Raw genomic sequence first — 22,608 nt, forward strand, 5'->3', positions numbered from 1 at the left:
CATGGCTAAGCCTTATTACGAATTTTTCTGTCCAGTAAAAGTCATCGCAGGTCATGCCGCGTTAGAACACATTCCATTTGAACTTGCGACTTTGGGTGCAAAACGCCCACTGATTATTACCGATAAAGGTGTACGCGCAAATAATTTACTGACTCCGATCGAAGCGGCATTTGAATCTACAGATGCGGTGATTGGTTATATTTTTGATGATGTACCGCCCGATTCAAGCGTACAAACTGTTCGTAGTGCAGCAAAAGCGTATCGCGACAATCATTGTGATGCGATTATTGCCGTGGGTGGCGGTTCGGTGATTGATACCTCCAAGGCAACCAATATCTTGGTCACTGAAGGTGGTGATGACTTACTGAAATTTTCAGGTGCGCATAATCTTCCAAAACCGTTAAAACCATTTTTCGTGATTCCAACCACTTCGGGCACTGGTTCAGAAGTGACCATGGTGGCTGTGGTTTCTGACCTTGAGAAAAATGTCAAAATGCCGTTTGCATCTTATTACCTGATGCCGCATGCAGCAATTCTTGACCCGCGTATGACGCAAACCTTGCCACCACACTTAACCGCCATGACGGCAATGGATGCCCTAACGCATGCGGTTGAAGCCTATACCTGCATGGCTGCAAATCCAATTAGTGATGCCTATGCCACTGCTGCAATTAAAAAAGTCAGCAACAGTTTGTTCAATGTACTCGACAACCCAACCGATGAGTTTGGTCGCCTGGAACTGGCTCAAGCCTCTACTATGGCAGGAATCGCCTTCTCTAACTCAATGGTGGGCTTAGTGCATTCATTAGGACATGCCTTAGGTGCCGTTGCGCATCTTCCGCATGGTTTATGCATGAACCTGTTCCTACCTTATGTACTTGAATACAATAAAGAAGTGAATGGCGACAAAATTGCAGAGCTCTTGCTTCCTTTAGCGGGTCCAGATATTTACGCCCAAACCCCTGCTCACTTACGCGCAGATAAAGCGATTGCAACCATTCTGACGATGCGAGATCGCTTAAATACCCTGACCAAGTTACCACGCACTTTACGTGAAACTGGTAAAGTATCTGAAGCACAGTTAGCGGAAGTGGCAGAAAAAGCATTAAATGATGGTTCCATTATTTACAACCCTAAAGAAGCAACCTTAAGCGATTTAAAAGCGATCTTAAAAAAAGCTTGGTAAATATTGAAAAATAAGCGAATATAGCAAAAAATCAGCCTGGTGTTTTTTTAAGCATCGGGCTTTTACTTTGTGGAAAATTAAAGCTCTATTTTTATATCGAATGGCATATTTTCTGCATTAATAATTCATAAAGATACTGGCAAAAGATACCAAACTAGAGTAGATTGGCGCACTTTTGTTTTATTCGTATAGGGGGGATCGTTCGTCTCAAACGATCCTTGTAAACATGACTGATCCTTGATCAACGATAAGAGGATAACGCCGTTGACAAATATCTCTGGGACTCAATCGGCAGCTAAACTGCAAAAAACGCTTGGACTCTGGCACATCATTATTATTGGTTTAGCTTATATTCAACCAATGACACTATTTGATACGTTCGGTCTGGTTTCTGAAGAAAGCCATTACCACGTACCAACTTCGTACATTATTGCCTTAATTGCAATTCTGTTTACGTCTATCAGTTACGGACATATGATCCGCCGTTACCCGTCATCAGGGTCGGCATATACTTATGCACAAAAATCGATCCATCCTAATGTCGGTTTCATGGTCGGCTGGTCATCATGGCTAGATTACCTATTGTCACCAATGGTCAACATCATTTTGGCGGTCATTTATCTGGAAGCCCTTTTCCCTGAAGTTAACCATTGGGTTTGGGTGGTCGTACTGACTGCATTCATGACCGGGGTAAACTTACGTGGTGCCAGATTCGTTGCCAACTTCAACGGCCTGATTGTATTGGTTCAGCTGGCAGTCATCGCTTACTTCACCTGGATGGTTTACACGCTGCTTGCAGGCGGAGTCAATGCCGATGGTACATTAGCGAATGCCAAGTACCAGTTGTGGAGCCTGGAACCCTTCTGGAATGAAATGACGGCTTTAGGTCCGTTAATTACCGGTGCAACATTACTTTGTTTCTCTTTTACCGGTTTTGACTCACTCAGCTCACTGGCAGAAGAAACAAAAGATACTGAAAAAACCTTACCTAAAGCGATTTTCCTTACGGCACTGCTTGCAGGTATTATCTTCATTATCAGCACCTATTTCATGCAAATCTACTTCCCGAATGATCCCAAAACTTACTTTGAAGATGTCGCTGCAACCCAACCAGATATTCTTTTAGCAGTAGGCGGGGTAGCGTTCAAAACTGTGGTGCTTTACTTTGCAATCGTCACCGTGATGGCATCAGGTATTTCTGCGCATGCAGGGGTTTCACGCCTCATGTATGTAATGGGCCGTGATGGCGTGATCAATAAAAAGATCTTTGGTCATATCAGTCCAAAAAGCTACACTCCGGTTTACAACATTCTGATTGTAGGTGCGGTGGCTTTAACTGCTGGTTTCATGGATTTGGACATCGTGATTTCGATGATCAGCTTTGGTGCTTTAACTGCTTTTACTTTCGTAAATCTGTCAGTGATTTCACGTTATGCACTACGAGATGGTCGCACCAAAAACATCAAAGACATTTTCAGCTTTGTAGTGATTCCTTTACTGGGCTTCTTAAGCATTTTTGCGATGTGGCTAGAAATTGAAGATACTGCATTGAAATTCGGTTTATGGTGGGCAATGTTTGGTATTTTGTACCTGGGTTATAAAACCAAAGGTTTCAAACATGCCGCTCCGCAACATAACGAATTTGATGATTCTCATTAATCGGTTGATTCCATGCATAAAAAAGACGCGCAATGCGTCTTTTTTTCAGCCTTATATTAGACCAGTTCTTTAAAACCTTGCTGACGCCATGCTTCATACAAGATCACAGCGGTGGCATTCGACAAGTTCAAGCTACGGGAATTTGCTGCCATTGGCAAACGGATCCAGTGTTTTTCCGGAAACATCATGCGCACATTTTCCGGCAAGCCACGGGTTTCAGGACCCATTAATAAAGCTACCGGACGGTTTAAATCTGAGGTATGTGGTGTTTCAACACCTTTGGTGGTTAAGGGATAAATTGCATCACTTTCAATCCCTTGTTCTTTTAAATGCGCCACGCATTCTGTAAAGTTTTCCCAAACTTTCATATGCGCCCATTCATGATAGTCCAAACCTGCACGTCTGAGCTTTTTATCATCCAGCTCAAAACCCAGCGGTTTTACCAAGTGCAATTGCGCACCGGTATTGGCACATAAACGAATGATATTCCCTGTATTTGCAGGAATTTCTGGCTCGTATAAAACAACATGAATCACTGAATTTCTCTACTCTTTCAATGCAATAGGACTCGAATTAGCCTTGCCACTGTAATTGTTCGCGCAATTTCACCACCTCACCAATAATGGTTAGGGTCGGCGCTTGAATTTGATGTTCTGTCACTTTTGAAGCAATATCTGCCAAGGTTCCGACCACGACTTTCTGGTCTGGTGTCGTTCCTTTGGAAATAAGCGCAACAGGCATATTAGACCGTTGGCCATGTGCAATCAGTTGGGCACAAATTTTTTCCAATCCCACCAAGCCCATATATAGGACCAAGGTTTGATTTTCATAGACCAGTTCATGCCAAGGCAACTCAGGTGAACCTTCTTTCAAATGTCCTGTCAGGAAGCGGACACTTTGCGCATAATCACGATGCGTTAAAGGAATACCGGCATACGCAGAACAGCCAGAAGCCGCGGTAATCCCCGGCACTACCTGAAAAGCCACACCGGCAGCAAACAGCTCCTGAATTTCTTCGCCACCACGACCGAAGATAAAGGGATCACCGCCTTTTAAACGGCAGACACGCTTACCTTGCGCTGCATATTCCACCAATAAGGCATTAATACCGTCTTGAGGAACACTATGATTAGACCGTGCTTTGCCGACATAGATTTTTTCTGCATCACGGCGACACAAATCCAAAATCGGTGGAGATACCAAACGGTCATAAATAACCACATCGGCTTGTTGCATCAAGCGTAAAGCTTTTAAGGTCAATAGTTCAGGATCACCTGGACCGGCACCCACCAAATAGACTTCACCTTTAGGCGTTTTCCACTCAGTTAAGGCTTGTTCAATTAAACGATCCGCTTGTGCAATATTGTCATTAAACACCTGTTCTTTGAGTGGACTGGCATACAAGTCTTCCCAAAAAATACGGCGCTCATCCGGATTTGCAATTTTCGCTTTGACTGAAGCACGCCATTTTCCAGAAAAATCAGCCAGTTTCCCCATCCCATGTGGAATAGTTGCTTCAAGCTGAGTTCGGATTTGACGGGATAACACCGGTGAGGTGCCATTGGTGGCAATTGAAACCACTAACGGTGAACGATCAATAATCGCAGGAACCATAAAACGGCAATGCGGTAGATCATCGACACTATTCACCAGAATTTTTTCAGCTTCGCAAGCTTCAAAAACTTGAATATTGGTCGCTTTGTCATTGGTGGCCGCAATCACCAAACGGTAATTGCGTAACGGAATATCTGGACTAAAAGGTGCTTGGACATATTGCCCTTGGCTAGTTTCCACAATCTCAAGTAAAGAACTTTCAATTTCAGGTGCAATCACATGAATGACTGCGCCTGCTTTTGCCAGAAGTACAGCCTTACGATAGGCAATACGCCCACCACCGACAATCAGACAAGGTTGCTGTTGCAACTTTAAAGAGATTGGAAAGATATCCACGAATTACCTCAGTATTTTAAATCTGACTGTCTTAAGCAATTTTCATGCACAAAAATGTGCTATTTATCGATTTATTGATCAATCCGAAGATTAATCAATAAATTCTGCACCACCCATATATGGACGAAGCACTTCAGGAACTTCAATCGAACCGTCTGCACGTTGATAGTTTTCCATCACCGCAAGCAAAGTACGACCGACTGCCAAACCTGAACCATTTAAAGTGTGTAAAAATTCAGTTTTCTTTTGGTCAACACGGTAACGTGCTTTCATACGGCGTGCCTGGAAGTCCCCCATGCATGAACAGCTTGAAATTTCACGATAAGTATTTTGGCTCGGCACCCAAACTTCCAAATCATAAGTTTTGATTGAGCCAAAGCCCATATCACCACCACATAGAATGATTTTACGATATGGAAGACCTAAAGCTTGCAAAATGCCTTCAGCATGGCCGGTCAATTCTTCTAAAGCCTGCATCGAGTCTTCAGGTTTAACAATTTGCACCATCTCAACTTTGTCAAACTGGTGTTGACGGATCAAACCACGGGTATCACGACCGTACGAACCGGCTTCACTCCGGAAACACGGCGTATGTGCTGCATATTTGAGTGGTAAACGGTCTGGATCGACAATTTCATCACGCACGAAATTGGTTACTGGAACTTCTGCAGTCGGAATCAGGTAGTATTCTTTCTCACCTTGTAATTTGAATAAGTCTTCTTCAAATTTAGGCAATTGACCTGTACCACGTAAAGAATCTGCATTGACCAAATAAGGCACGTAGGCTTCTGTATAACCATTTTTTAGGGTATGAGTATCCAGCATGAATTGGGTCAAGGCACGTTGTAAACGAGCCAGTGGTCCTTTCAGCACACTGAAACGCGTACCGGTGAGTTTGGTCGCAGTTTCAAATTCCAAACCGCCCATCCATTCACCGAGGTCAGTATGATCTTTGATTTCAAAATCAAATTGACGCGGTGTGCCCCATTTTAAAATTTCAACGTTATCGTCTTCATCTTTACCCTCAGGCACAGATTCATGCGGCATGTTTGGAATGCTTAACGATTTGGTTTCAATTTGATTTTGCAATTCAGTAAGCGCAACTTCAGCTGCTTTAATTTCATCACCAATCGCTGACATACGTGCCATGATTTCAGATGCATCGCCACCAGATTTTTTAATTTGGCCAACTTGTTTTGCACCCGAATTACGTTCTGCCTGTAAAGCTTCAGTTTTCGACTGAAGCTCTTTACGGCGAGCTTCAAGTGAAGCCCACTCTTCTACATTCAGCTGTACACCACGTTTTGCCAAGGCTAAATTTACAGCCTCAATATTATTTCTGATTAATTTCGGGTCGATCATAGCCAATCTTTTGCAAAGAAAAAAACTGGCTATAGTGTAAGCGCTAAACAGCAAAAAAGACAGTGACCGAGCTTACAGCTGTGCCTTATTACAGCAAATTTCATCGAATTAACTAAAAATTAAGGTGTGGGATAGTGTGGCAAACTTGGCAGATATTCCGCTTTAACCAGTTTGGTCAATGTAACATAAGGCAAGTTCAGTTCTGTCATTCCTTCTGCATAAGAAGCCAGTTCATATAAGGGATAAACAAATACAATCCCATTGGCACCGAAGTAAAAATTATCGCTCAACTGTAACTTGGTTCGTTCAATACTATGTTGATCCAGCCAGATGCTATTTGAGTCATACAGGGTATCTAATACCTGCTGTTCTGTACCCTTCAGCAGAATATCCTGTAGCGCCAAGCGCTTTTTAGTTTTCAAATCAAAATTCACAAATTCCTGATGATACATGCCATGCGCTGCACCCGATGAATAAGTGTAAGTTTGAATGGCAAATGTCGCACGATCATATTGCTGATTCACAAAGCGCACATAGGTCGAACTTTGACTTAAGTTAGGATTAGCTCCCTCAGCGGTATTGATTTTTTGATTTGGTGCGGTTGAAAAAGCAATAGGATCTGCTTTTTTAATTCGATCAATAAAATAATCATCAATCCATTTAACATTGGTCTTTACGGTCTGAATGTCATATTGCATACAGCCATCTGCATCGCAAGCTTCTGGCTTGGTCAATTTGACCGGAACAACTTTGGCTTGAATTAATGGAATGGATTCAGACTTTTCCTGCTTCGTCGTTGTTGCCTGTTCAGTTTGCGGTGCAGGTCGCTCCTGACACCCCGTCATGACAAGTGCCGCGAAAGAAACAGGAAGTGCCCAGAGCCATTGTTTATTCGTGCATATTTCCATTTTAATTTTACAACCTAAGACCTTTTATAATGCCCCTGCACTATACAAAGCTCGGTAACCGAATGAAATTTAAAATATGTATCTTTTAAAATATATAGCCTGATAGTTATAAACAAGAAAATCCCATGATTTTAAGATAAATCCACCCAATTTCCATGAAAGCCCAATGGCACATGTACGCCAAGGACAATCTCTGCCTGAGGCTGAATATTTAAACATTGGGCTTTTAAAATCACGACTTTGGAGGATTCTTTATTAATATTATGCACATAAGATAGCAGGTAACCATCCCCCTCAGCCGCATCCGATGACTCAGGGATAAAGACGACTTCTCCCGTTACCCATTGCTCACCAAATTCATATGTAGTTTTTTCACGAGTTTGCAGGTCATGACAAATCAAATTATTGGCTTTACTCATGTTTAAAGGGTCAAAACTGACACTATAAATATAACGATGCTGCTCACCGGTATAGCGTTCATCAATTCTTGGAAATTCTTGCGCCTGCTCATCCAATACATGTCGATCGACAGTATTCTGCTTCAGATCAATCGCCCAGCGTTCCAATTGAGTCTTTTGCTGCTCAAATGGACCTTGATGGGTTTTCTTAAACATTGACTGATGAACGACGACATCCAGAATGATTTGCTGTTGCTCATTTCGATAAGCATTTGCGGCATGAAAAATAAAACAAGGGGCTATAGGGATCCACTGTACCTCATCGGCACGACCATATTTAGGTAAAATGCCAATGCGTGCCGCATGCTGTTCATTCCATTCATAAGGCAAAGGATTGCCTTTGATGAGTTGCTTGAAAGAGAACGTCACCGGTAAATCAAAAATTAAAACCTCCTGCTCGGTGATGGCACAATCATGAATCATGGGACCATGTTGCACGGGAATTTTAGCCCAATGCAGCAAAAGTCCCTGCTCATCAATCACTTCATAATAGGCGTGTTTGATATCCAGCGCATCATAGCAAATGGCATGTAAATATCCGGTCTTATTATCTTTATGTGGATGTGCGGTAAAAGGCAGATCGGCATCTGTATCAAAAAGACAGTGTTCTTCCGTATTCAGGTTTAAGTCTAAACATACCGGCAAAGTGCCCGCTTCCACACTTGCCCAAATTTTATTGGCATGATAAAAAGCATTGGTATTGACCACATCACCGGGACCCCGACGAAACCCTGCTTTAACAGCTTTATTCTTGTACTTTTGTACGGAATCCGTTTCGATATAATGACTTTTAAACCAGACTGCTTTTCCATGTTCAATTTTTAAAGCATGTAGCATTCCATCGCCTGTGAACCAGTGATAAGAATCCGGATGTTCAATATGAACAGGATTGGGTCCAATTCTTAACAATAGTCCATTGAGTTGCGCTGGAATTTCACCCATGACTTTGAATTCGCGCTTTTCCACTTCATCTACAGGAGCAAATATCCCATCGAGATAAGGATTTTCTGCTTTATTTTTAGATGAATTTTTTGATCTTCTTTGTAGCCAAGTCACACCCAGACCCATGACTTTCTGACGATAAGTATTAAATTTTGATTTTACTTTTGTGAAACGCGGATAATCCACCGATGGGGTCACTACCTTGTTATTTTGCACTTTTTTAATTCTCCTGAGTTTTTTTGTGGCTTTAGTCTTTGTTATTTTTTCTTTGTTACTTTTTCTTTGTCTTAGGGAGGCATTGATCTTGGTTATTTTGCCACTCACTTCTGATTACTGAATTTTTGTCTTTATGTATTGTGAGTTGTAACACTTATTCTGCAACTTAGAACTATTTTTGCATAAAGGCACTTTGCCTATAAAAGCATCGCTATATTTTTAGCAGAATATAAACTAAAAAAGCAGTCACGTATGACTGCTTTTAAATAAACTTTGCGACTTAATTTAATAATTATAAATCAATTCATTATTGATCAATAATATCGGTGCCTTTAGGCGGTGTAAAGTTAAAGGTTGATGCCGGAATTGAAGGATTCAATTTCACGTTATTAAATCGAACATAAGTGGTTTGACCGAGTGAGTCTTCCAAAATCATCAAACTTGGCGCTTTGTTTACCCCAAAACTAATGGTCAAACTTTGGAAAGCCCCATCACGGTCTTTAGGAAGCAAGGTGTAATAAGTCTTGCCTTTATCCGGTTGCGTCACACGGTAAGACTTCATAATTTGGCTAGTATTCCCCGACAATAACAAAGCTGGCGTATTGGCTACTTGATCATCCAGACTTTGACGAACGGCTTGTTGCAAGTCAGGGTCATAAATCCAGACGGTTTTACCCGAAGTCACAATGGTTTGTTTTGACGGGCTTGTGGTTTCCCAAAAAAACTTACCAGGACGAGCAACCTTCATCACCCCTTTAAAGGTTTGATTCATATGTTGCCCGGTTAAGCCTTTTTTCTGAGCCACTTTACTACCAGAAGTCGCTTTTGTGGTTTGTTCAAAATTTGCTGACAAACTACGGATATTACTTAACTGTTTGACCAAATTGTTGGTTGCTTGTTGCTCCGATGCTGCAACAGGCGCAGCAAAAACAGTAGTACTTATTACCGGTGCAAGCGTTGCTGCACCTAATGTCATAGCACATAGGGTTTTACGAAGCATTTTCATCTCATCACCTTTTTATTTGCTGTATCGCAATTTCTTCAATGTCCCATCTTAAACCAATTTTTATTCCTAATAATTGAGAAAATAAGAAGTTTTGTATTGTTATTAATGCTCAATGTAGATTTTTCTACATCATGATGAAGAACCCAGATTGTTTTTGACCCATTTACAGGCATAAAAAAACCCACATCAGATGTGGGTTTTTTTCTATTAAAGCTTACGCTTCAACAGATACGTAGCGACGACCGAACTGGCCTTTCACTTCGAATTTGATCACGCCGTCAGCGGTAGCAAATAAAGTATGGTCACGGCCCATACCTACGTTTGTACCAGCGTGGAATTCTGTACCACGTTGACGAACGATAATGTTACCAGCAGTCACAGATTGACCACCGTACATTTTAACACCTAACATTTTAGGGTTCGAGTCACGACCGTTACGTGTCGATCCACCAGCTTTTTTAGTAGCCATGTTTCATAATCCTCGTAATTAGCCTGAAATAGCAGTAATTTTCAACTCGGTAAACCATTGACGGTGACCTTGTTGTTTACGGTAATGTTTACGACGACGCATTTTAACAATACGGATTTTGTCGTGACGACCGTGGCTAACTACTTCAGCAGTTACTGTAGCACCAGCAACAACTGGAGCACCAATTTGAATGCTTTCGCCGTTTACAAGCATTAATACGTCATCAAACGTAATAGTTGTACCAGTTTCAGCTTTCAACAATTCTACTTTAAGGGTTTCACCCTCAACAACACGGTGCTGTTTACCACCGCTTTGGATTACTGCGTACATAATGTACTCCAAACATGCCCGTGTCGTCGTGCCGATAAAGGAATATACCGATCTTAATACGAGCGCCACTGGGGTATATACAAGGGCAAACATATTAAGTGATAATAAATCAAACGACAAGCCATTTTAGCGTTTTTTTGCGCTGAGCGAATGTTTATTTTATAAACAATCAAAATCTAAAAAATAAATTAGTTTTTACATCGCAATCTTGGATTTTATAAAATGAAATAGATTTTTAAAATCAATTCGCTACTATAAACCACGAAATACCAATTCAATCACATATAGAATGAGTTGTCAGAATTATCACTCACTTAAAACCATTTGCTTAATCAGGTTTTAAGCAACTATATTAAGATCTTAGCTCATAACATGAGATATAGTTGTTACACTATAGAATAAGCAATTCAATTTTTAGAGGTTTCTCTTCACATGGCCATCGACTTTAAGCAAGACATTCTCGCTCCTGTTGCTTCAGACTTTGCTGCGATGGACACTTTTATTAATGAAGGGATTACTTCAAAAGTTGCCTTAGTCATGGCAGTCAGTAAACACGTGGTTGAAGCGGGCGGTAAACGTATGCGCCCGATTATGTGTTTATTGGCGGCAAAAGCCTGTGGCGCAGAAGATATAGAACGTCAGCGTAAATTGGCGGCTATTATTGAAATGCTGCATACGGCAACGCTGGTTCATGATGATGTGGTCGATGAATCAGGCTTACGTCGTGGCCGCCCTACAGCCAATGCCACCTGGAATAACCAGACTGCGGTTTTAGTCGGTGACTTCCTGATTTCGCGTGCTTTTGATTTATTGGTCGATTTAAACGATATGACCTTACTCAAAGATTTCTCGACAGGAACCTGTGAAATTGCTGAAGGTGAAGTTCTACAACTTCAAGCACAACATCAGCCTGAAACCACAGAACAGACTTACCTCGATATTATTCACGGTAAAACTTCGCGTTTATTTGAACTTGCCACTGAAGGTGCTGCCATTTTATCGGGTACACCGCAATACCGTGACCCCCTGCGAATCTTTGCCGGTCACTTTGGCAATGCGTTCCAGATTATTGACGATATTTTAGACTACACCTCAGATGCTGAAACATTAGGTAAAAATATTGGTGATGATTTAATGGAAGGGAAACCCACTTTGCCATTAATCTCTGCACTGCAAAAAACCACCGATGAAGAACATGAAATTGTTCGCCGCAGTATTGCAACGGGTGGTACAACCCAATTAGAACGTGTCATTGACATTGTGCAAAATTGTGGCGCACTGGATTACTGCCGCCAACGTGCCACTGAAGAAACTGAATCTGCACTGCAGGCTTTAGATGCGCTGCCTCATAGTGAATATCGCCAAGCACTGATTAACCTGACCCAACTTGCCTTAAACCGAATTCAATGATGGATGTTGAAAAAAATAGACTTAACCTTCGCCTATGCATATAAATTTTAATGATCTATTTTTAAAAATGCAGGAGCAGCTTGAATCTCATCAAGCTGCTCTTGATGACTCACTGTTAATTGAACTGGTTAACCGGATTCGACCAAGCGACTCAACCAATACTGAAGAAATTAACTGCAAATTTCGTGCACTCATCCAAGCACTACTGATTACACCCGATGCAGTTTCTACCTTACAAAGTTTTATCTTAAAACTGATTAGCCAATACAAACAGACCAGTTTGTATGCCGATACCGGTATTTTATCTCTCGATGGTTTTTGGAATCAGCTCGCACAACGCATAGGCGCTCATTTTTTACCGCTGATTAATGACGAAAGTCAACTGCAGGATTTAGTCCGTTGCGTCTTTTATCAACGTAGTGATAAATACTGGTTGGACAGCATTTCTAATGAGGATTGGCAAAAGTTATTTGCCTTACTCAATCAAGGTCACGGTAATCAGGCTGAAAAGCTTAAGATTAACAATGAGCTGATCAAAGCCATCACCGTGCTGTCTTACCGGATTAGTGGGATTGGACTGTATCCTGAATTTATCAATGCACAACCCGAGTTAACTGAATACGAATCGCCTTTTCTTGTTCAGAACCGTGAAATTGTCGAATTCATTCAGCATTATAAAAAGCTGCATCAAAATACCGATCCTCTGGCAGTGATTGCCCCACCGGATGCCTCACAAGCCTTGGTGATGATTGAACAATGTCGGGATGTGGCTTCAAAAATTCGTCGTGCCATTAAACGCACTGGCGTGAGTATCAGTCTGACTTATTTATTATCCCTTTTGGAACAATGTCTGGATCGGATCGAACTGTTAATCAACTTAATTGTTGAAGAAAATGAAGTTTGTTATGAATCCATCAGTGCCTTACTGGTCGATATTACCTCCGCCATTTATAGTGAACGGAGTGTTCGTTCTTTACTTGCAAATAACAGTGAATTAATTGCCTTACAAGTGACCGAAAATGCCAGTAAAACCGGTGAGCATTATGTCAGTACCGACAAAAAAGGTTTTTGGTCGATGTACAAGGCAGCTGCTGGTGCTGGCGTCATTATTGCCACCATGGCAACCTTCAAGATTCTGGCTGCGCGTCTGGTCATGGCTCCCTTGATGCAGGCATTTATCTTTAGCATGAACTATTCACTCGGTTTCATGTTGATTCACGTGCTGCATTTCACCGTTGCGACCAAACAACCGGCCATGACGGCAGCTGCACTTGCAGCCACGGTACAGCATCAAAAAGGCTCTAAAACTGCGCAAATTGCCGAACTTGCCGCACTAATTATTAATATTATCCGAACCCAGTTTATTGCCATTCTCGGCAATATCTCGATTGCCATTCCTACTGCGGCAGTGATTACCCTGCTCTGGCAATACGGAATGGATGAACCATTGCTGTCCCATGCCAAGGCGACCACAACCTTACACTCACTGAATCCGTTTACCTCATTGGCTATTCCCCATGCTGCCATTGCCGGTGTTTGTCTGTTTTTCTCCGGCTTGATCGCAGGTTATTTTGACAATATGGCGGTGTACCGCAAAGTGGGTCCGCGCTTACAGGCCCATGCCCGTTTAAAGCGGTTATTAGGTCAAGAACACTTAAATCATTTTGCTGCATATATTGAACGGAATTTAGGGGCGTTAGCAGGGAACTTCTTATTCGGGATTATGCTCGGAAGCATGGGAACCATTGGTTTTATTTTCGGTCTGCCACTCGATATTCGACACATTGCATTTGCTTCAGCCAACTTTATTCAAGGCTTGATCAATATTAACGGCACTCCAGAAGTTGGCCTGATTTTTGTATCTTTTTTAGGGGTGTTGTTGATTGGCCTGACTAACTTATTTGTGAGTTTTAGTCTGACCATTATTGTGGCACTACGCGCACGCCGGGTTCGTTTTGAACAATGGAAGCCATTAGCCAAACTGGTGCTGACCCATTTCTTAACCCGTCCGAGTGACTTTTTTTGGCCACCGAAAATTCCATTAGAAGTGGATGAATCCTTGCCATCACAAAAATCGGCTTATAAGTAATTGGTTATTTTTATTTTACTTCATGTTAAAAAATCGGTAAAAAAGAAATTAGCATAATTTACACACACTTGAAATAAAGTGTACTGATGAGTACACTTTAATCATTCATTAGTCATACTCCAATCGACTAAGATAACAAAGGTTCCTTACATGCCGTACCTATTGCTTGGTGTAGGATTTTTTTTATTTATTTTCAGTGTATTAATGCTTTTCATCCCATCACTTAACCAGTTCGATTTAGCAATGGTTGAATGGATGAGTCAGCATCGTACAGCGCATTTGAATACGATATCTATCACACTTTCAACTCTAGGCGGCATGCCATTTGTGCTATTTTTAACCGCAATCTGGTATTTACACCAATTATGGTATAAAAAATACACAAATATTATTTTTACAAGTTTAGGGCTTATAGGAAGCATTGCCACGGTTTGGCTGCTCAAATATATAATTTCAAGACCTCGCCCACCCGAAATGTATCACCTGGTTCAAAGCTATGGTGCGTCGTTTCCCAGTGCGCATAGTGTTTATGCAGCCACTCTGGGTTGTCTTGCAATTTATCTAAGTCTCAGACATCCAAAGCACCAACTGATTTGCGTGTGTGCTTTTATATGGTTGTTTATCATGGGAATTTCAAGGGTTTACCTTGGGGTACATTTCCCCTCTGATGTCTTGGCAGGTTGGAGCATAAGTTTTATTTGGATCACACTACTTTATCTGCTGTACGCCAAATTCAGTAGAGCGAAAACAAATTAATTTTTAGATAAAAATCTAATCGAGGTGGAACAATGATGTCTGCAAAGCTATGGGCACCTGCCCTTACCGCTTGCGCATTAGCAACGAGTATTGCACTTGTTGGTTGTAGCAAAGATCCAAAGGATGCGCAGCAAGCTGCAGCAGCCCAAAAAATGCCACCGACTGAAGTCGGTGTCATTGTTGCTCAACCACAAAGCGTTGAGCAATCGGTAGAACTTTCAGGTCGTACCACGGCATTTGAAATTTCTGAAGTCCGTCCACAAACCAGTGGTGTGATTCTCAAACGTCTATTTACCGAAGGCAGTTATGTTCGTGAAGGTCAGGCGTTGTATGAAATTGACTCACGCACCAATCGTGCTGGCGTCGATAGCGCACGTGCTGCACTCAACCGTCAACAAGCCAACTTGAACGTATTGCGCGTGAAAGAAGGACGTTATCGTCAACTTGTCGGCAGCAATGCCATTTCAAAACAAGAATATGATGATATTGCTGCACAGGTAAAACTGGCTGAAGCCGATGTTGCTGCAACACAAGCTGAACTCAAAAATGCAGAAATCAACCTCGGTTATTCAACAGTTCGTTCGCCTATTTCAGGTCAAACCAACCGTTCAACAGTGACTGTGGGTGCTTTAGTGACTGCTAGTCAAGCAGATCCATTAGTGACTGTTCAGCGTTTGGATCCAATCTATATCGACATTAACCAGTCGAGTGCTGAATTATTGCGTTTACGTCAGCAATTGAGCCAAGGCAGTTTAGACAGCAGTAACAATACCAAAGTCAAACTTAAGCTTGAAGATGGTAGCGACTACCCTGTTGAAGGTCGTCTTGCCTTTTCCGATGCAAGTGTAAATCCGGAAACCGGTACCGTGACTTTACGTGCTGTGTTCCCGAACCCGAATCATTTATTGCTTCCAGGTATGTATGCCACTGCTAAAATTGTACAAGGTGTGATTCCAAATGCCATCTTGATTCCTCAGGCAGCGATTACCCGTACTCCGACTGGTCAAGCAATTGCGATGATCGTGAATGCCAAAGGTGCTGTTGAAACACGCCCTGTTGAAACTGCTGGTGTTCAAGGTAAAGACTGGATTGTGACCAAAGGTTTACAAACGGGTGAGAAAGTGATTGTTGATGGTATTGCCAAGGTTAAAGAAGGTGCAACTGTGGTTGCTAAACCTTACCAACCTCAAGCTGCTGCGCCTCAAGGTGCGGGTCAACCTGCAGCAGAAGCAAATAAAGCAGCTCAACCTGCTCAGCAAGCTCAACCAAAAACTGAACAAAAATCTACTTCAAATACATAAGGGGTAGACTAAATGGCTCATTTTTTTATTCATCGTCCGATCTTTGCATGGGTGATTGCATTGGTGATTATGCTGGCGGGTATTTTAACCCTCAGCAAAATGCCAATTGCACAATATCCGACCATTGCTCCGCCAACCGTGACCATTGCTGCAACATATCCTGGTGCATCTGCTGAAACTGTAGCCAATACAGTGACTCAGATCATTGAGCAGCAAATGAACGGTCTTGACGGTTTACGCTATATTTCTTCAAATAGTGCGGGTAACGGTCAAGCATCTATCGCTTTGAACTTTGAACAAGGGATCGATCCCGATATTGCTCAAGTTCAAGTACAGAACAAATTACAGTCGGCGACTGCATTACTTCCTGAAGATGTACAACGTCAGGGTGTAAAAGTCACTAAATCAGGGGCGAGCTTTCTACAAGTACTTGCATTCTATTCGCCAAATGGTGAACTGACGGATGCCGACATTAAAGACTATGTAAACTCAAATATTTCTGAACCGCTCAGCCGTGTAGCGGGTGTAGGTGAAGTACAGGTATTTGGTGGTTCATATGCCATGCGTATCTGGTTAGATCCTGCAAAACTCAGCAGTTATCAACTCACTCCAAGTGATGTGGTTGCTGCCTTACGTACTCAAAATGCGCAAGTCGCTGTGGGTCAACTCGGTGGTGCGCCTGCTGTTGAAGGTCAAGTACTAAATGCAACTGTAAACGCACAAAGTCTTTTACAAACGCCTGAACAGTTCAAAAACATTTTCTTGAAAAATGTCGGTACTGGTGCAAAAGTCACTGTTGGTGATGTTGCTAAAGTTGAATTAGGTTCGGACAACTATCAGTTTACCTCTAAATTTAATGGTAAGCCTGCTGGTGGTGTAGCGATTAAATTGGCCACTGGTGCAAATGCATTAGACACGGCGACTGCCGTAGAAGAACGTTTAGTACAGTTACGTAAAAACTATCCAAGTGGTTTAAAAGATCAGTTGGCGTTTGATACCACACCGTTTATCAAACTTTCAATTGAAAGTGTGGTTAAGACCTTGGTTGAAGCGATTATTCTGGTCTTCATTGTCATGTTCCTGTTCTTGCAGAACTGGCGTGCAACGCTTATTCCAACCATGGCTGTGCCTGTGGTGGTATTGGGTACATTCGCGATTATCAACCTGTTTGGCTTCTCGATTAACACGCTCACCATGTTTGCCATGGTACTTGCCATCGGTCTTCTGGTGGATGATGCGATTGTTGTGGTCGAAAATGTTGAACGTATTATGGCGGAAGAACACCTAGATCCAGTGGAAGCGACTGAAAAGTCGATGAGTCAGATCTCTGGTGCGTTAATTGGTATCACTACTGTATTGTCTGCAGTGTTCGTCCCAATGGCGTTCTTTAGCGGAACCACCGGGGTAATTTACCGTCAGTTCTCGATTACCTTAGTGACCGCCATGATTCTGTCACTGATTGTAGCCCTGACCTTTACCCCTGCCTTATGTGCGACATTGCTGAAACAGCATGAAAAAGACAAGCCACAAAGCAACAGTGTTTTTGCCCGCTTCTTCCGCTGGTTTAACTATAGCTTTGACCGCATGTCGAGTGGCTACCAAAAATGGGTAGGAAAACTGCTGATTCATAAAGTCATTGCAGGTGTAATTTACGCAGTTGTAATCGCAGGCTTGTTATTCCTGTTTAAAAGCTTGCCGAGTTCATTCTTGCCGGACGAAGACCAAGGCGTGGTCATGACCCTGGTTCAGCTTCCACCAAATGCAACCCTTAATCGTACCGAGAAAGTCATTGACCAAATGACTGGCTTCTTTATGGAAGGTGAAAAAGCCAATGTCGACTCTGTATTCAGTGTCGCAGGTTTCTCATTTACCGGTGTCGGTCAAAATGCCGGTCTGGCTTTCATTAAGTTAAAAGACTGGAGCGAACGTACTACACCTGAAGCACAGATTGGTTCAATTATCCAACGTGGTATGGCGTTAAATGTGATTGCTAAAGATGCATCTTATGTCATGCCGTTGCAGCTTCCTGCAATGCCAGAATTGGGTGTTTCTGCCGGCTTTAACTTGCAGTTAAAAGACGCTGCGGGTAATGGTCATGAAAAACTCATCACTGCACGTAACATGATCCTGGGTATGGCTGCGCAAGACAAACGCCTGGCTGGTGTGCGTCCAAATGGTCAGGAAGATACGCCACAGTACAAAATCTATGTAGATAATGAAAAAGCCAGCGCTATGGGCGTGAGCATTTCTGAAATCAACAGCACCATGAGCATTGCTTGGGGTGGTTCATACATTAACGACTTTATCGACCGTGATCGTGTGAAGAAAGTGTATGTTCAAGCCGTTCCTGATGCACGCATGATGCCGGAAGATTTAAACAAATGGTACGTACGCAGCAACTCTGGTCAAATGGTTCCATTCTCGGCATTTGCCACAGGTGAATGGACTTACGGTTCGCCACGTCTTGAACGTTATAACGGTATTGCATCGGTTAACATTCAAGGTACGCCTGCTCCGGGTGTCAGCTCGGGTGATGCGATGCTGGCAATGGAAGAAATCATTACCAAGCTTCCACAAATGGGCATGCAGGGCTTTGACTATGAGTGGACAGGTCTATCTTTAGAAGAACGTGAATCTGGCTCACAAACCATGGGACTTTATGGTCTTTCCATGCTGATCGTGTTCCTGTGTCTTGCCGCATTGTACGAGAGCTGGTCAATTCCATTCTCAGTCATGCTGGTCATTCCACTCGGTATTGTTGGCGCAGTAGGTCTGACTTTCTTGGGTATGGTTCTGTTTAAAGATCCAAACCTGTCGAATAACATTTACTTCCAGGTTGCGATTATTGCCGTCATCGGTTTGGCTGCAAAAAATGCGATCTTGATTGTAGAATTCGCCAAGGAACTGCAAGAAGATAAAGGCGAGCCTTTACTTGAAGCAACTCTTCATGCAGCAAAAATGCGTTTACGTCCAATCATCATGACCACTTTAGCCTTCGGTTTTGGTGTACTTCCTCTTGCCCTTTCTTCGGGTGCGGGCGCAGGTAGCCAACACTCAGTCGGTTATGGTGTACTGGGTGGCGTAATCAGTTCGACGTTATTGGGTATCTTCTTTATTCCTGTGTTTTATGTCTGGATTCGAAGTATCTTTAAATTTAAACCTAAAAAAACAAATAATCAGGAGCAAGCATCGTGATGCAAAAGGTATGGTCTATTTCAGGTCGTAGCATTGCGGTATCTGCACTTGCGCTTGCTTTGACAGCTTGTCAAAGCATGCGTGGCCCAGAGCCCGTAGCTCAAGCGAATATTCCAGAACAAGGTTATTTAACCTCAGCTTCTGGTCCTTCAATTGCTGAGCAAGGTTATAAAGACTTTTTTGCCGATCAACGCTTACTCCAAGTGCTTGATTTGGCATTAGCCAATAACCGTGATTTGCGTACTTCGACATTGAATATTCAACGTGCGCAGCAACAGTACCAAATTACCCAGAACAACCAGCTTCCAACCATTGGTGCCAGTGGCAGTGTGCTTCGTCAAGACACGCTCAACAGCGGTGCCATGACCAGCTACAATGTTGGTCTAGGTGTAACTGCCTATGAACTGGACTTTTGGGGTCGTGTTCGTAGCTTAAAAGACAATGCTTTAGATACGTATTTAGCAACGTCAAGCGCACGTGATGCCACTCAAATTGCGCTGGTCGGTCAGGTTGCTCAAGCATGGTTAAACTACTCGTTTGCCAATGCAAATTTAAAACTTGCAGATCAAACATTAAAAGCTCAACTTGAGTCTTATAACCTCAACAAAAAACGTTTTGATGTCGGTATCGACAGTGAACTCCCTGTTCGTCAGGCACAGATTTCTGTAGAAACTGCGCGTAACGATGTTGCCAATTACAAGACTCAAATTGCTCAAGCACAGAACTTGCTTAACCTGCTGGTAGGTCAAGCAGTTCCTGCAAACTTGTTACCGACTCAACGCGTAACCCGTATTAGCAAAAGCAATGCCTTTAGTGCTGGTCTACCAAGTGATCTGCTGAATAACCGTCCTGATGTACGTGCTGCTGAATACAAACTTTCTGCAGCGGGTGCAAATATTGCTGCGGCTAAAGCACGCTTGTTCCCGACCATTAGTTTGACCGGTAATGCAGGCTATGCTTCAACCAGCTTAAGCGACCTGTTTAAATCAGGTGGATTTGTCTGGTCAATTGGTCCAAGTATTGATCTTCCAATCTTCGATTGGGGCACACGTAAAGCCAACATCAAGATTTCAGAAACAGATCAGCAAATTGCATTATCTGACTATGAAAAATCGATTCAGTCCGCTTTCCGCGAAGTGAATGATGCTTTAGCAGTACGTCAAAATATTGGCGACCGCTTGGCTGCACAACGCCGTTTGGTTGATGCAACCAATACCACCTACCGACTTTCTAATGCCCGCTTCCGTGCCGGTATTGACAGTTACTTGACGGTATTGGATGCGCAACGTGCATCTTATGCTGCTGAACAAGGTTTATTATTGCTTGAACAAGCCAACATGAATAACCAGGTTGAAGTCTATAAAACACTCGGTGGCGGTATTAAAGCCAACACCGGTGATGCGGTTCAACAGCCAGCATCTACTGCTGAACGTAAAGCTGCAAACAGCGCTGAATAATTATTTAGCGTTGTTAAAAAGCCTGCACTATGCAGGCTTTTTTATTGCTTTTTAAAGCCTGATTTCCTATCTTCACTACAACCTCTCTTATTTGAATATCAAAAAATGCTTTTAAGTAATCTAGAATCTGTTCCGGGTCATACTATTATTCGCCAAATTGATGTGGTGTATGGCAGCACCGTTCGCAGTAAACATGTTGGACGCGACCTGCTTGCCAGCTTAAAAAATATAGTCGGTGGTGAACTGACGGCGTATACAGAATTACTGGAAGAATCACGCCAGGAAGCCATGAGCCGTATGATTGAAAAAGCCAAATCAATCGGTGCAAACGCTGTGGTGGGTATTCGTTTTTCAACTTCGAATATTGCCCAAGGCGCATCTGAACTTTTTGTTTATGGCACTGCGGTGGTGGTTGAAGCAAATGCACAAAAATTGCCTAATCCCTTCCCGACTCAAGGCTAAGCTATGGATGCCTTGATCTTAAAAATTGCCATCTTTGTGATTTTATTTGCGGTTGGCTGGGGCTTTGGTCGCCATGTTGAAAGAAAGCATTTAAATGAACTGGATGAACAAGAACATCGACTAGCTTATATCACGCTGGATAACAGTCGCTTTAAAACCTCCCCTCATGAGGGACAATTGGTGAGTAGCAATGTGGTCATTTCACATGACTATTTTAAATATGTGATTGCCAATATTGAGAACTTTTTTGGTGGGCGTTTAACCAGTTATGAAAGTATAGTTGAACGTGCGCGACGCGAAGCCATTGTGCGTTTAAAACTGGAAGCTGAAAAAATGGGTGCAACGCATATTATGGGCTTGCGATTGAGTACCACTGAACTGGGCATGCAAGGCGGGATGGTCGAAGTGTTTGCTTATGGAACGGCGATTCAATCGTAAATTCTCACCAACTCTCTCTATATTTCATTAACTTTTTTCAAATAGCAGAGCTCCTCCCTTTTTTAAAGGGCGGTTGGGAGGGATTATATCGTGACTAACATTTTACTATTTAGAATCCCCCTAAAATCCCCCTTTTGCAAAGGGGGACATTAAAGCTTCTTCCTTTAAAAAGGAGGGAGCTTTAATTATTTCACCTTGGTTTTCCGAATCATTTTATACAGTGTGCTTGGAGATAAACGTGACACCCATACCCCCAATTTTTCTTTAGTACCGCCAACTACAATATATTCTTCATCATTCAACAGAGACTTGACTACAGTTTTAGCGAATTCATCAGGCTGTAAACCATTTTCAATCGCTTCATCTTGATGGCCCTGTGGTTTGCCTTCGCCATTTAATGCATTGAATGACACATTGGTCTTAACAAAACCCGGGAAAATAACAGAAACACCGACCCCTTCGTCAGCCACTTCGGCACGTAAGCTGTTTGCCCACATGTGAATCGCGGCTTTCGCTGCTGAATAGCTTGCACGGTATTGCGTACCCAATAAACCGGCCACACTGGAAACAAAGATAATTCGACCTGTTTTTTGTTTTAAGAAAGTTGGCAAAACGGTTTTAGTCAGAAACACTTGTGAGAAGTAATCGACTTCCATGATGGCACGTTCAGTTTGCATAGTCGTATCGGCAATTAAGGCACGCTGACTGAGTCCTGCATTATTGATTAGCCAGTCAATACGCCCTTTTTGATTCAATACTTGTTCATAAGCATGGCGAACTTGATTTTCATCCGTAATATCGGCACTAACACAAATATGTCGATCTGGGTTAACTAAACTTTGACGCACATTTTCCAGTTCATCCATACGACGAGCAGTGAGTACAATCTGTGCCCCTTGCAAGGCACACTCTTGTGCAAGCGCCTTACCCAAACCTGAAGATGCACCGGTAATCCATACCACCTTATTGTTCAAACTGTCCTGCTTCGCCATGTTGCTGTTCCTATTTACACTT

The 22,608-nt window shown here is 42.6% G+C and carries 19 protein-coding genes; 10 read left to right on the forward strand and 9 right to left on the reverse strand.

The window, feature by feature from the left end:
- The first annotated feature begins 1 nt into the window (after nt 1).
- Nucleotides 2-1,186: an iron-containing alcohol dehydrogenase gene (locus tag E0409_RS06130; protein ID WP_131288848.1), complete on the forward strand. Its 1,185-nt coding sequence runs from the start codon at nt 2-4 to the stop codon at nt 1,184-1,186.
- Nucleotides 1,187-1,450: 264 nt separating this feature from the next.
- Nucleotides 1,451-2,845 (forward strand): APC family permease, encoded by a 1,395-nt coding sequence (locus tag E0409_RS06140; protein WP_131288850.1) that lies wholly within the window; start codon nt 1,451-1,453, stop codon nt 2,843-2,845.
- A 56-nt stretch (nt 2,846-2,901) separates the two neighbouring features.
- Here E0409_RS06140 and E0409_RS06145 read toward each other — a convergent pair whose 3' ends face one another.
- The 8 genes from E0409_RS06145 to rplU all read right to left on the reverse strand — a co-directional run bounded on the left by E0409_RS06145 (nt 2,902) and on the right by rplU (nt 10,486).
- Nucleotides 2,902-3,381, reverse strand: coding sequence for a tRNA (cytidine(34)-2'-O)-methyltransferase (locus tag E0409_RS06145; RefSeq protein ID WP_131288852.1), 480 nt, complete (start codon nt 3,379-3,381; stop codon nt 2,902-2,904).
- A 37-nt stretch (nt 3,382-3,418) separates the two neighbouring features.
- On the reverse strand, nt 3,419-4,795 hold the full coding sequence (gene cysG / locus E0409_RS06150) for a siroheme synthase CysG (protein WP_131288854.1): 1,377 nt from the start codon (nt 4,793-4,795) through the stop codon (nt 3,419-3,421).
- 90 nt (nt 4,796-4,885) lie between these two features.
- A complete protein-coding gene (gene serS, locus E0409_RS06155; protein WP_131288856.1) occupies nt 4,886-6,157 on the reverse strand; it encodes a serine--tRNA ligase in 1,272 nt (423 codons plus the stop codon).
- A gap of 119 nt (nt 6,158-6,276) precedes the next feature.
- Nucleotides 6,277-7,065 carry a DUF3298 domain-containing protein gene (locus tag E0409_RS06160; RefSeq protein WP_131288858.1) on the reverse strand — a complete coding sequence of 263 codons (789 nt, stop codon included), beginning with the start codon at nt 7,063-7,065 and terminating at the stop codon, nt 6,277-6,279.
- 131 nt (nt 7,066-7,196) lie between these two features.
- Complete coding sequence (locus E0409_RS06165) at nt 7,197-8,681, reverse strand: carotenoid oxygenase family protein (RefSeq protein WP_252151776.1); 1,485 nt, start codon at nt 8,679-8,681, stop codon at nt 7,197-7,199.
- 307 nt (nt 8,682-8,988) lie between these two features.
- Nucleotides 8,989-9,687: an outer membrane lipoprotein periplasmic chaperone LolA gene (gene lolA / locus E0409_RS06170; RefSeq protein ID WP_131288860.1), complete on the reverse strand. Its 699-nt coding sequence runs from the start codon at nt 9,685-9,687 to the stop codon at nt 8,989-8,991.
- A 214-nt stretch (nt 9,688-9,901) separates the two neighbouring features.
- Complete coding sequence (gene rpmA / locus E0409_RS06175) at nt 9,902-10,156, reverse strand: 50S ribosomal protein L27 (protein WP_067723977.1); 255 nt, start codon at nt 10,154-10,156, stop codon at nt 9,902-9,904.
- Between the two features lie 18 nt (nt 10,157-10,174).
- Nucleotides 10,175-10,486, reverse strand: coding sequence for a 50S ribosomal protein L21 (rplU, locus tag E0409_RS06180; protein WP_086196864.1), 312 nt, complete (start codon nt 10,484-10,486; stop codon nt 10,175-10,177).
- 432 nt (nt 10,487-10,918) lie between these two features.
- Here rplU and sdsA point away from each other — a divergent pair, with 432 nt between their 5' ends.
- The 8 genes from sdsA (at nt 10,919) to E0409_RS06220 (ending at nt 21,594) form a co-directional block, all read left to right on the forward strand.
- The gene (sdsA, locus tag E0409_RS06185) at nt 10,919-11,896 is read left to right on the forward strand and encodes an All-trans-nonaprenyl-diphosphate synthase (protein ID WP_131288861.1); all 978 of its coding nucleotides are present in this window, start codon (nt 10,919-10,921) and stop codon (nt 11,894-11,896) included.
- Between the two features lie 34 nt (nt 11,897-11,930).
- Nucleotides 11,931-13,985, forward strand: a complete 2,055-nt coding sequence (locus tag E0409_RS06190) for a site-specific recombinase (RefSeq protein ID WP_131288863.1) — start codon at nt 11,931-11,933, stop codon at nt 13,983-13,985.
- Nucleotides 13,986-14,135: 150 nt separating this feature from the next.
- Complete coding sequence (locus E0409_RS06195) at nt 14,136-14,741, forward strand: phosphatase PAP2 family protein (protein WP_131288865.1); 606 nt, start codon at nt 14,136-14,138, stop codon at nt 14,739-14,741.
- A 32-nt stretch (nt 14,742-14,773) separates the two neighbouring features.
- Nucleotides 14,774-16,042 (forward strand): efflux RND transporter periplasmic adaptor subunit, encoded by a 1,269-nt coding sequence (locus E0409_RS06200; RefSeq protein WP_131288867.1) that lies wholly within the window; start codon nt 14,774-14,776, stop codon nt 16,040-16,042.
- A gap of 12 nt (nt 16,043-16,054) precedes the next feature.
- A complete protein-coding gene (locus E0409_RS06205) occupies nt 16,055-19,237 on the forward strand; it encodes an efflux RND transporter permease subunit (RefSeq protein WP_131288869.1) in 3,183 nt (1,060 codons plus the stop codon).
- Nucleotides 19,237-20,694, forward strand: coding sequence for a multidrug efflux RND transporter AdeIJK outer membrane channel subunit AdeK (gene adeK / locus E0409_RS06210; RefSeq protein ID WP_131288894.1), 1,458 nt, complete (start codon nt 19,237-19,239; stop codon nt 20,692-20,694). The genes E0409_RS06205 and adeK overlap by 1 nt, the downstream gene beginning before the upstream one ends.
- Nucleotides 20,695-20,799: 105 nt before the next feature.
- Nucleotides 20,800-21,156, forward strand: coding sequence for a YbjQ family protein (locus tag E0409_RS06215; RefSeq protein WP_131288871.1), 357 nt, complete (start codon nt 20,800-20,802; stop codon nt 21,154-21,156).
- Between the two features lie 3 nt (nt 21,157-21,159).
- On the forward strand, nt 21,160-21,594 hold the full coding sequence (locus tag E0409_RS06220) for a YbjQ family protein (RefSeq protein WP_131288873.1): 435 nt from the start codon (nt 21,160-21,162) through the stop codon (nt 21,592-21,594).
- 185 nt (nt 21,595-21,779) lie between these two features.
- Here the strand turns inward: E0409_RS06220 and E0409_RS06225 are convergent, their stop codons facing one another.
- Entirely contained in the window at nt 21,780-22,586 is an 807-nt protein-coding gene (locus E0409_RS06225) for an SDR family oxidoreductase (RefSeq protein WP_131288875.1), read from the reverse strand.
- Between the last annotated feature and the right edge of the window lie 22 nt (nt 22,587-22,608).

The organism is Acinetobacter sp. ANC 4862 (assembly GCF_004336635.1).
Classification (GTDB): domain Bacteria; phylum Pseudomonadota; class Gammaproteobacteria; order Pseudomonadales; family Moraxellaceae; genus Acinetobacter.